The sequence below is a fragment of the Streptomyces sp. NPDC029292 genome (assembly GCF_055569295.1).
The window spans coordinates 220,533-231,961 of sequence record NZ_JBVHXR010000009.1; the positions used below are offsets into that span (position 1 = coordinate 220,533).

The window sequence follows — 11,429 nt, forward strand, 5'->3', positions numbered from 1 at the left end:
CAGGGTCGGCACCCCCCCCCCCCCCCCCCCCCCCCCCCCCCCCCCCCTCCCCCCCCCCCCCCCCCCCCCCCCCCCCCCCCCCCCCCCTGGGCCGGACTCCCGTCACCTCACGTGTAGTAGGCCATCGCTTCCGCGACCGTCACGACGGGGATGCCCCGGTCGGCGACCGCCGCCATCAGCGTGGCGAGACCGGCCCGGCTGATCTCCGTACTGCTCGCCGGAGTTCCTTCCACGATCTTGTGGAGGCAGAGGATGAGCCAGTCGCCGTTGCTCGCACAGCGGTCGAGCCTGCCGCCCGCGCCGGTCAGGTTCGACAGCGCCGTACCGCCGATTCCCGAGCCGTCGTTGATGCCGGTCAGCGCCTTGAGGCGGTACGGCATCGCCGGGGCGAAGGACTCGATCGTCTCGGAGATGATCGATCTGGCCGTGGTGAAGTGCCGGCTCGCGATCAGGTCCACCGGAATGCCGTCCGTGGTCTTCTCGAACGCGCCGTGCGGGTAGGCGAAATGCTCGCTGCTGAAGCCGTTGGACACCAGCCACTCCCGCAGGGTGCGCAGGTCGTCGTCCACCTGCTGTGCGGTGAGCTTGCTGTAGCCCGCGGTGTGGGCGGCCGTCGCGTAGGAGTGCCCGGCCATCTCCCAGCCCGAGAAGTCCTGCAGAGAGCGCATCTCGTCGAGCGACAGGAAGGTGCCGGTCCCGATCGCGTCGGCGATGTTGTAGACGGTGCCGGGGGCTCCGTACGCGTCCATCGTGGGCCGGGCCAGGTCGTGGATCGAGGTGTGGGAGTCGTCGAAGGTGACCGAGACGGCGCCCTTGGGGAAGACGGACGCGGTGTCCGGTATCAGCTCGACGGCCTGGAGGTGGTACGTCACCGGGCCGCCCGCGTTGTCGTACAGGGCGAACGACATGTCGGTGAAGCCGGATGTCGTGGAAGGGACGCCGGAGGACGAGAACGAGCACGTTCCGGCCGCGCTGGTGACGTCGGCCCACTGGAGATGCACCGTCACCCACTCTCCCGACTGGACGTAGTTGGTCGCCGTCGTGGAGTGCGTGTGGAACTGCCAGAGGAAGTAGTTCGTGAAGGAGCCGGTGCCGACGTAGAAGGCCAGCTTCGACAGGTTGGCCGTGTTCTCGACCCGGAAGACGAGCCTGATCATCTTGCCGGTCAGGTTCATCGCGGACATGCCGGTTCTTCGGACGTACGACTGCTTGGCCGTGCCGGTGGTGGTCACCCGGACCGACTGGGTACCTCGCACGAAGACCGATGTGTCGTTCGGTTCGGCCGACGCCGTGCCGGTGCCCGCGGCGGACCAGCCGTGGGACGCCTGGAACTGTTGGGACCAGGTCGCGCGTCGATATCGGGGGCGGCGCCCCGACGGGGCGAACGACGGGGGTGTGGTGAGGCCGCCGATGCCCGCGGCCGCCGACGCGGGCCCGGTGCCCAGCAGGGCGCCGCCGGCCGTCACGATCCCTCCTGCCCCGGCCAGCCGCAGTGCGGAGCGCCGGCTCACCGGATGGGCGGGGACGCTGGGTATCGACTGCTCTGTGCTCACCGGGGCTCCTGACTGAGCTGTCAACTGGCCGGGGGGCTCGGGATCGTAGCCCCGTTCAGGATGTGGGAACAGTGTTGAAGTAGTTCAGACCGTTGCCGCTGAAGTCCTTCACCGCCGCCTGGACGTCCTTCAGGGACTGGGTGTCGTCGGCGTTGTAGTACAGCCAGTCGACCTTCATGTCCCAGGTGCGGTCGCCCTTGAACGGGAGGTCCACGAACCAGGTGTTGAAGTTCACGGACATGCCCGCGCGGGGGGAGTACTTTCCGCTGCTGCTGAAGAGCTTCCGGCCGTCGAGCCGGTACGTGACCACGTCCTTGTCCACCGTGATCACCATGGTGTGCCAGCCGTTGAGGCTCTCCTCCAGCTTGCTGGTGACGCGGTCACCCGCCTGGTAGCTGTACCAGCTGGTGGTGTCGAGCTTGGGCCCGGGCGCGCCCCAACCGCCGTTCGGCATGTACTCGTTGTCCAGCTCGCTGTACTTCGAGCCGCTGCCGCCGATCGTGTAGAAGGTCTGGTTGACGTGGTCGCCGTTCTGGCCCTTCGTCGGCTTGTCGCTGAAGTGGATCCGGGCGGCGTAGGTGCCCGAACGGAACTCGGTTCCGGCGCTTCCCACGCTGGCCTGCTTCGTACCGGCCTTGGTGCCGTCCGTGGTGGCGCGCAGCTGGAGCACCTGGCCGTCGCCCTGGGCGTCCTTCTCGAAGGGGAAGCTGACGCCGTCGGCGGACCACGTGTCGTCGATGCCGGGGCCGCCCTTGCTGGTGCGGACCAGCCATCCGTGCTTGAAGAGCGCCGGGTCCTTGGAGCCGCTGTACTGGAAGTTGTCGAAGATGACCCCGGTCGGGGTGGTGAGCGCCGGGTCGGGCGCGGCGGAGGCCGCCGCCGACTTCTTGGAGTCGCCGTTCGGCTCCTCCCCCCAGGCGAGCACGCCGCGCTTGTACGCGGTCACCTTCTTCGACTCCTTGTAGCTGGTCATGGCGCCGTCGAAGGAGCGGTCGTTCGACTGCTTCAGCTGCTTGTGGTCGACGCGGTAGAGCTGCAGCTCGATGCCCTCGCTGTTCGCACCGGGCTTCAGGGTGCCCGCGTCCGCGGTGAACCTGATCTCCAGATAGCGGTCGGCGGTGGAGGTGGACTCGTCCGGCGTGACGACGGTGCCGGCGATGTTCGAGCAGCCGACGGCGGCCTGGACGCAGTTGAAGGCGTACGACGACGCCCCGTCCGCGGTGAAGTAGTACCGGAGCGTGACATCGCTCAACGGCAGCGGCTTCTTCGACTCGTTGAAGACTTCCAGCGAGGGCTTGGCCACCGCCGCCGCGGCCGGAGTGTCGGTCCGGTACCGGACGGTGAGCTCCGGGGGATCCGGGTGCGCCGCACGCCACACGGGGTAGAGCGCCGTACCACCGGCGGCCACCGCGCCCACGAGGAGCAACAGCTTGATCTTGGGCCACACACGGCGACGTGGCTTGCGGCGGGTAGACGCCACGGAAGTTCCTCCGCAGGACAGACACTGAGACGAAAACGGGGGTTGAAACCATCAGACGAGTACTCATCTGGTCAGATCTTGTGTAGATCCTATCCAGTGGGGGTGTCGTCCACCGCAAGATGGGAACCTCCGGGGGCGGGCCGCCGTGTCCGGCACGCCCCGATTAAAGTGAACCGGTGAACGGCGACTGGCTCATACGCGGCCGCGACGGCAGGCTCAGTGCGTACTTGCTGTCGGAGGCGGCTGTCCTCTGCCGGGCGGAGCACGGCCCCGGCGGCCCCTGGGACCCTGCGCGCACCGTGGGCGGCGACCAACGCCTGCATCCCGTGCTCGCCGTGGGCCAGGGCCCCGACCGCTACGCCCATCTCGTCTCCTGGCGCCCCACCGGCAACGGCGAGTCGGGCCTCGTCCACTCCACGCACTTCCGTCCCCGGCTCGCCGCCCTCGACTGGAACCCGATCGGGCACCCCGACAAGAAGGGCGACCGGACCGGCACACCGGCCGTCGCCGTCGACGCCGAGGGGCGCGCCCACGTCTTCGTACGCAACAAGGGCGGCGGCGTGAGCATGCTCGCGCAGAAGGAGAAGGGCGGCTGGGGCCCGTGGCGCGACCTCAAGGGGCGTGACGTGCGGGCGGACTTGGCGGCCGTGACGGGGGAGTCCGGACGCGTCGAGCTGTACGCGGCCGTCCCGGGCGGCATCCTGCACTGGCGGCAGGAGGAGCCGGGCGCGCAGCCGGTCCTGCAGGAGACCCTGGAGACGCCGGTACGCCCGGACACGCTCCGGGCGCTCGCCACGTCTCCGGGGTCCACCACGCTCTTCTTCACCGACGGGACGGGGGACCTGTGCGCCTGGCGTCCGGGCACCAAGCCGGTCGCTCTGCTGGCCTCCGCCGGGCCCGGGCCCGTGTCGGCCGTCCGCTGCGAACTCGACGGCCACGACTGCACGTTGCTCGCCCAGCGCTCGGCGAGCGGTCGGGTCGCCTTCGCCGCGTATCCGACCGAGCAGGAGTCTGCGGGGGCCTGGTGGACCGAGTCCGGTCCTCAACTCTCTGCGGACACACGGGTGTCACTGGCGGAGGACGAGGTGGGGCGGGTGGTTGCGGCCAGCCTCGCGCCCGGGGGCGGGGAGCTGCTCCTGACCCGGCGGAAGGACGAGCCGGGGTTGGCGCTGGAGGCGTGGCGGGTGGTGTGAGGGGCGTTTTTTCGCCCCCGCCGCCCCAGACCCCGCTCGTCAAACGCCGGAGGGGCTGATTCTCAGCCCGTCCGGTGTTTGAGGACGAGGTCGCTCAGGCCGACAGCGGGGGTCTGGGGGCGGCAGCCCCCAGGGACGATGGGGGTCCCCCCGCTCGAGCGAAGCCGAGAGTGGGGGAGGGTAGGGGCGGAGGGGGCGAACACCGATGCCCGGCACACCAGTTGGCGTGCCGGGCACCCGGCGTACACAGCGGAGCGCTTACGCGGGGACGCTCGCGACACCCGGCTCCAGGAACCGCTTCCCGTTCACCCGCTCGGAGACACCCTCGCGGTCCAGGTACGGCGTGATGCCGCCCAGGTGGAAGGGCCAGCCGGCACCGGTGATCAGGCAGAGGTCGATGTCCTGGGCCTCGGCCACGACACCCTCGTCGAGCATGAGCCCGATCTCCTGGGCGACGGCGTCGAGGACGCGGTCACGGACCTGCTCCTCGGTGAGGACGACATCGCCCTGCTTCAGCAGTGCCGCGACCTCGGGGTCGAGCTCCGGCTTCCCGGAGTCGTACACGTAGAACCCGCGCTTGCCCGCCTTGACGACGGCGGCAAGGTTCGGGGAGACCGTGAAGCGGTCCGGGAAGGCCCGGTTGAGGGTTTCCGAGACGTGCAGACCGATCGCGGGGCCGACCAGCTCCAGGAGGACGAGAGGAGACATCGGCAGACCCAGCGGCTCCACCGCCTTCTCCGCGACCTCGACCGACGTGCCCTCGTCGATGACGTTCTGGATCTCGCCCATGAAGCGGGTGAGGATGCGGTTGACGACGAACGCCGGGGCGTCCTTCACCAGAACCGCCGTCTTCTTCAGCTTCTTGGCGACACCGAACGCCGTGGCCAGCGCGGCGTCGTCCGTCTGCTCACCGCGGACGATCTCCAGCAGCGGGAGGATCGCGACCGGGTTGAAGAAGTGGAAACCGACGACCCGCTCGGGGTTCTTCAGCTTCGACGCCATCTCGGTGACCGAGAGGGACGAGGTGTTGGTGGCGAGGATCGCGTGCGCCGGGGCGACCGCCTCGACCTCCGCGAACACCTGCTGCTTGACGCCGATCTCCTCGAAGACGGCCTCGATGATGAAGTCGGCGTCCGCAAAGCCTTCGGCCTTGTCCAGGACACCGGTCACCAGGGCCTTCAGACGGTTCGCCTTGTCCTGGTTCACCCGGCCCTTGCTCAGCAGCTTGTCGATCTCGGCGTGGACGTAGCCCACACCCTTGTCGACGCGCTCCTGGTCGATGTCGGTCAGCACGACCGGCACCTCGAGGCGGCGCAGGAAGAGCAGCGCGAGCTGCGAGGCCATCAGGCCCGCGCCCACGACGCCGACCTTGGTGACCGGACGGGCCAGGGACTTGTCCGGGGCACCCGCCGGGCGCTTGCCGCGCTTCTGGACGAGGTTGAACGCGTAGATGCCGGAGCGCAGTTCGCCACCCATGATCAGGTCGGCGAGCGCCACGTCCTCGGCGTCGTAACCCTTCTGCAGGTCACCGTCCTTGGCCGCGGCGATGATGTCCAGCGCGCGGTACGCGGCCGGAGCCGCACCGTGCACCTTGCTGTCGGCGATGAAACGGCCGCGCGCGACGGCCTGGTCCCAGGCCTCGCCGCGGTCGATCTCCGGACGCTCGACGGTGATGTCGCCCTTGAGGACGTTCGCCGTCCAGATCAGCGACTGCTCCAGGAAGTCCGCACCCTCGAAGAGGGCGTCGGCGATGCCGAGGTCGAAGACCTGCCGGCCCTTGAGCTGCTTGTTCTGGTTCAGCGAGTTCTCGATGATCACCGAGACGGCCTTCTCCGCACCGATCAGGTTCGGCAGGATCGTGCAGCCGCCCCAGCCGGGGACCAGACCGAGGAAGACCTCGGGCAGCGAGAAGGCCGGGAGCGCCTTCGACACCGTGCGGTACTTGCAGTGCAGACCGACCTCGACGCCGCCGCCCATCGCCGCACCGTTGTAGTACGCGAAGGTCGGGACGGCCAGGGCCGCGAGGCGCTTGAAGACCTCGTGGCCGCCCTTGCCGATGGCGAGCGCGTCGTCGTGCTTCTTCAGCAGCTCGACGCCCTTGAGGTCGGCGCCGACCGCGAAGATGAACGGCTTGCCGGTGACGCCGACACCGACGATCTCGCCGGCCGCGGCCTCCTTCTCGACCTGGTCGATGGCGGCGTTGAGGTTCGCCAGCGACGCCGGGCCGAAGGTGGTCGGCTTGGTGTGGTCGAAGCCGTTGTCAAGGGTGATGAGCGCAAAACGGCCAGCCCCGAACGGCAGGTCGAGGTGACGTACGTTCGCGGACGTCACGACCTCGTCGGGGAACAGCTCGGCCGCACCCTTGAGGAGTTCGGTGGTGCTCACTTGTTGCCTCCGGCGTCCTTGTGGTGCGGGTTCTCCCAGATCACCGTGGCGCCCATGCCGAAGCCGACGCACATGGTGGTGAGGCCGTAACGGACCTCCGGCTGCTCCTCGAACTGGCGGGCCAGCTGCGTCATCAGACGGACGCCGGAGGAGGCCAGCGGGTGGCCGAACGCGATGGCGCCGCCGTACTGGTTGACGCGCGCGTCGTCGTCCGCGATGCCGTAGTGGTCGAGGAAGGCCAGCACCTGGATGGCGAAGGCCTCGTTGACCTCGAACAGCCCTATGTCGCCGATGCCGAGGCCCGCCTTGGCGAGGGCCTTCTCGGTCGCCGGGATCGGACCGTAGCCCATGACCTCGGGCTCGACGCCGACGAAGGCGTACGAGACGAGCCGCATCTTGACCGGCAGGTTGTTCTCGCGGGCGAAGTCCTCGGACGCGATGATCGAGGCCGTGGCGCCGTCGTTCAGACCGGCCGCGTTACCGGCGGTGACCCGGCCGTGGACGCGGAACGGCGTCTTCAGACCGGCCAGGTTCTCCAGCGTCGTCCCCGGGCGCATCGGCTCGTCGGCGGTGACCAGGCCCCAGCCGGTCTCACCGACCTCCGCGTTGGTGTTGCGCACCGAGATCGGCACCAGGTCCTGCTGGATCTTGCCGTTGGCGTACGCCTTGGCGGCCTTCTCCTGCGAGCGCACGGCGTACTCGTCGGCGCGCTGCTTGGTGATGTGCGGGTAGCGGTCGTGCAGGTTCTCGGCGGTCATGCCCATGAAGAGGGCGGACTCGTCGACCAGCTTCTCGCTGACGAAGCGCGGGTTCGGGTCCACGCCCTCGCCCATCGGGTGGCGGCCCATGTGCTCGACACCACCGGCGATGACGGCGTCGTACGCACCGAAGGCGATGGAGCCCGCGGTGGCGGTGACGGCGGTCAGCGCGCCCGCGCACATGCGGTCGATGGAGTAGCCGGGGACCGACTGGGGGAGACCGGCGAGGATGCCGGCCGTGCGGCCCAGCGTCAGACCCTGGTCACCGATCTGCGTGGTCGCGGCGATGGCGACCTCGTCGATCTTCTTGGGGTCCAGGCCCGGGTTGCGGCGCAGCAGCTCCCGGATGGCCTTCACGACGAGATCGTCGGCGCGGGTCTCGTGGTAAATGCCCTTCGGGCCCGCCTTGCCGAACGGGGTGCGGACGCCGTCGACGAAGACGACGTCCCTGACGGTACGAGGCACGATGGCTCTCCTCCAGATGCGGGATGGCACTGCTGCGCGGCGCACACGCCTGAGCGCGCGCTCACCCCCTCATGCTACTTGCGGGTAACCATGCTGCCCAGTCCCGGAGGCGGGAGCGGTGAAGGTCACATCCGCGGAGGCGCCGTCGAGCCCCGCGGGGTGAGGACCGGAGTGGGCACGGGATGCGAGCCGGGCCCCTCGCCGGTGATCACCCCGAACAGCGTCCGTGCCGCGTCCGCGCCGAATCCGTGCACGTCATGGCTCATGGCGGACAGCGCCGGATGCGTCAGCCGGCACAGCTGGGAGTCGTCCCAGGCGAGCAGCGAGACGTCACCCGGCACGCTCAGCCCCATCTCGGAAGCGACCGAAAGACCCGCCACCGCCATGATGTCGTTGTCGTACACGATCGCGGTGGGCCGGTCCGGGGGCGCGGCGGTCAGCAGTGAGCGGGTGGCCCGCGCGCCCGCGTCGCCCGAATAGTCGGTGGCGACCTGCCGGGCCCCGTCGAGTTCCAGCATCTGGGCCGACGCGTCGAAGGCCGCCGCACGGATGGACGTGTGGCCCAGGGCCGCCGCGCCGCCGACCCGGGCGATCCGCCGGTGCCCGAGCGCCGCGAGATAGCGCACGGCCTCCGTGACGGCGGTGGCGTCATCGGTCCAGACGGAGGTGAGGCTGCCGGTCAGGGAAGGGTGTCCGACCGCGACCGCCGGCATGCCGAGGCGCTCCACCGCCGCCACCCGCGGGTCGTTCGCCCGGAAGTCGACCAGGATCGACCCGCTGATCTGCTTCCCCTTCCACCAGGCGTCCTGGAGCCCGACCTCCTCCTCCAGATTCCGGACGAGGCGCAGCAGCAGCGAGCACGACCGCTCGGTCAGGACGCTCTCCACGCCGGAGATGAACTCCATGTAGAACGGTTCGAGCCCGAGCAGCTTCGCCGGCCGGCAGATCGCGAGGCCGACCACGTCCACGCGCTGGCTCGACAGCGACCGCGCCGTGAGATTCGGCGCCCACCCCAGCTCCCGGGCCGCCTCGAAGATCCGGTCCCGGGTGGCGTCCGACAGGCCCGGCTTGTGGTTGAAGGCGAGTGACACGGCGCCCTTGGAGACCCCGGCGCGCGCGGCGACGTCCTTGATGGTCACGCGGGGTGTGGGCGCTGTCGTCATCGGTTCGGCTCCACGCAGTACAAGGCGGATCGGGCGGTGTCCGCATCGGGAGTCTCCCAGCCGCGTACGCCCAGGATGACCTGTTCGCCGGGGAGGAGGGTGACGAGGCCGGTGTCGGACGAGGCTCCGGGCGCCAGCCTGTCCGCTTGCAGAAGCAGATCCCGTACGAGGGTATGGGCCGTCACGGTCACACTGCCCGGCGCGACCACGACGTCGAACTCCGGCTGCGGGTACGGGACGTCGCGATCCGGCACGGGAAAGTGCACGGCGCGCAGCCCGTCCGCGTCCGCCACCAGGAACTCCTTGGGTCCGGCGGGCTCCAGGTCTCGTGGTACGCGCACCTCGGCGACCGTACGCCCGGCGGCCGACAGACCGAGTGTCGCCTCGCCCACCGTCACGCCCTCCACGGACATCCGCCGCAGGGTGACGGCACCCTGCCATGCCCCCGGGGACTGGTTGACGCCGACCAACACCAGCCCTTCGTCCCGGAGTTGAAGCGTCAGCAACCGGTCCGCGTACAGCCGCCGCAGCTCGTGGTAAAGCGGCTTCGCCCGCCCGTCCCCGTCGATCGCGGCCCAGGACGTCACCGGCCAGCAGTCGTTGAGCTGCCAGACGATGGTCCCGGCGCAGCGGGGCCAGTGCGAGCGCCAGTGCTCGATCCCGGCGGCGACGGCCCGTGCCTGATTGACCTGGGTGAGGTAGTGCCAGCGGTCGAAGTCCCCGTCCGGCAAAGGGAAATGCGGGGCGAGCCCGCGCTCCAGCTTGCCGTTCCCGTCGTCCGCCTTCTGGTGGTGCAGCATGCCGGGGGAGTCGGGAGCGAGCGTCTCACCGGGCAGCGCGCGCCGCAGCGTCGCGTACGCGGGCGGGGCCTGCCAGCCGAACTCGGCCACGAAACGCGGGACTTCGCGGCGGTAGTCGGCGTAGTCCGTCCGGTTCCACACCTCCCACGAGTGGTGCGTACCGTGCGCCGGGTCGTTCGGGTGACGATCCCAGGACCCGGACCAGGGGCTTCCCGCGGTGTACGGCCGCGTCGGGTCCAACTCGGCGACGACACGCGGCAACAGACCCAGGTAGTACCCCTCGCCCCACGAGTCCCCGGCGAGCCGCCGCTCCCAGCCCCAGTCCCGGAAACCCCACAGGTTCTCGTTGTTGCCGTTCCACAGCACCAGCGAGGGGTGCGGCATCAGCCGTACGACGTTCTCGCGGGCCTCGGCCTCCACCTCACCGCGCAGCGGCTGCTCCTCCGGATAGGCCGCGCACGCGAACGGAAAGTCCTGCCAGACCATCAGCCCCAGCTCGTCGCAGGCGTCGTAGAAGTCCTCGCTCTCGTAGATCCCGCCGCCCCAGACGCGTACGAGATCGACACCGGCCTCGGCCGCCTGCGTGAGCCGTCCGCGATACCGCTCGCGGGTGATCCGGGACGGAAAGACGTCGTCCGGGATCCAGTTGACGCCGCGCGCGAAGAGCCGGACCCCGTTCACGACGAAGGTGAAGCCGGTGCCGTACGCGTCGGGGCGCCGGTCCAGCTCGACGGTCCTGAAGCCGACGCGGCGGCGCCAGGTGTCGAGCGGTCCCTCCGCACCAGTGAGCGTCAACTCGACTTCGTACAGCGGCTGTTCTCCGTACCCCCGCGGCCACCACAGGTCCGGGTCGGGCACCTCCAGGCGTACGGCACCGCTCGTTCCGTCGATCGCCGCCGTGGCCTCGACCCCGCCGACCCGGGCCGTCACGGTGAGGTCCGCCTCGACCCTGGTCCGCTCCACGTCGACGTGCAGCGCGACCAGACCGGTGGACCCTTCGACCGTCACCACCGGCCGTACCCGCGCGATCCGCGCCGACGACCAGTGCTCCAGCCGAACCGGCCGCCAGATTCCGGCGGTTACCAGGGTCGGCCCCCAGTCCCAGCCGAAGGAACAGGCCATCTTCCGGATGTACTGGAAAGGCTCGGAATACGCGTTCGGCCGCTCCCCGAGACGCTCCCGTACCGCCTCGGCCTCCGTGTACGCGGAGCGGAAGCGCACCGAAAGGCGGCCTTGGAGACCGGTGACGTCGAAGCGGTGGGAGCGGTGCATGTTCCGTACCGAGCCCAGGAGTCGACCGCCGATGCGGACCTCGGCGGCGGTGTCCAGGCCGTCGAAGACGAGGTCGGTCTGCTCATGTCCGCCGGAGGCCGGGACGTCGGTCTCGTACGTCCACTCCCGCCTTCCCACCCACGCCACTCGCGTCTCGTTGCGGTCGAGGAACGGGTCCGGAATGACCCCCGCCGCCAGCAGATCCGTGTGCACACAGCCCGGCACCTCGGCGGGGACCGCGGCCCCCTCGTGCCGCAGGATCCATCCCTCGGTGAGCGGTGTGACGTCCAGCATGGATGCTCCCTAAACCGGTCGAGCACTGAAATTGCCAGTACTGGAAAACCCTTTCTCATCGTTGGC

General features: G+C 69.9%; 7 protein-coding genes. 1 reads left to right on the top strand and 6 read right to left on the bottom strand.

What is annotated here, in order from left to right; translation table 11 throughout:
• Positions 1-107: 107 nt before the first annotated feature.
• Both ACZ4WS_RS21410 and ACZ4WS_RS21415 read right to left on the bottom strand, forming a co-directional pair.
• Positions 108-1,553 (bottom strand): polysaccharide deacetylase family protein, encoded by a 1,446-nt coding sequence (locus ACZ4WS_RS21410; RefSeq protein WP_467982568.1) that lies wholly within the window; start codon positions 1,551-1,553, stop codon positions 108-110.
• 55 nt (positions 1,554-1,608) lie between these two features.
• Positions 1,609-3,033 (bottom strand): cellulose binding domain-containing protein, encoded by a 1,425-nt coding sequence (locus ACZ4WS_RS21415; protein ID WP_467982570.1) that lies wholly within the window; start codon positions 3,031-3,033, stop codon positions 1,609-1,611.
• A gap of 176 nt (positions 3,034-3,209) precedes the next feature.
• On the opposite strand from ACZ4WS_RS21415, the gene ACZ4WS_RS21420 reads away from it, so the two are divergent.
• Entirely contained in the window at positions 3,210-4,226 is a 1,017-nt protein-coding gene (locus tag ACZ4WS_RS21420) for a PLL family lectin (protein WP_467982572.1), read from the top strand.
• A gap of 258 nt (positions 4,227-4,484) precedes the next feature.
• Here ACZ4WS_RS21420 and ACZ4WS_RS21425 read toward each other — a convergent pair whose 3' ends face one another.
• The 4 genes from ACZ4WS_RS21425 to ACZ4WS_RS21440 all read right to left on the bottom strand — a co-directional run bounded on the left by ACZ4WS_RS21425 (position 4,485) and on the right by ACZ4WS_RS21440 (position 11,363).
• Positions 4,485-6,611 (bottom strand): 3-hydroxyacyl-CoA dehydrogenase NAD-binding domain-containing protein, encoded by a 2,127-nt coding sequence (locus ACZ4WS_RS21425; RefSeq protein WP_467982574.1) that lies wholly within the window; start codon positions 6,609-6,611, stop codon positions 4,485-4,487.
• The gene (locus ACZ4WS_RS21430; RefSeq protein WP_467982575.1) at positions 6,608-7,834 is read right to left on the bottom strand and encodes a thiolase family protein; all 1,227 of its coding nucleotides are present in this window, start codon (positions 7,832-7,834) and stop codon (positions 6,608-6,610) included. The genes ACZ4WS_RS21425 and ACZ4WS_RS21430 overlap by 4 nt, the downstream gene beginning before the upstream one ends.
• A gap of 125 nt (positions 7,835-7,959) precedes the next feature.
• Positions 7,960-8,997, bottom strand: a complete 1,038-nt coding sequence (locus tag ACZ4WS_RS21435) for a LacI family DNA-binding transcriptional regulator (RefSeq protein ID WP_467982577.1) — start codon at positions 8,995-8,997, stop codon at positions 7,960-7,962.
• Entirely contained in the window at positions 8,994-11,363 is a 2,370-nt protein-coding gene (locus ACZ4WS_RS21440; protein WP_467982578.1) for a glycoside hydrolase family 2 protein, read from the bottom strand. Before ACZ4WS_RS21440 ends, ACZ4WS_RS21435 begins: the two co-directional genes overlap by 4 nt.
• Between the last annotated feature and the right edge of the window lie 66 nt (positions 11,364-11,429).

What these genes read in the sequence shown, in the direction of transcription:
- ACZ4WS_RS21435 (WP_467982577.1), bottom strand. Translation starts at nt 8,997, where the DNA reads ATGACGACAGCGCCCACACCCCGCGTGACCATCAAGGACGTCGCCGCG.
- ACZ4WS_RS21440 (WP_467982578.1), bottom strand. Translation starts at nt 11,363, where the DNA reads ATGCTGGACGTCACACCGCTCACCGAGGGATGGATCCTGCGGCACGAG.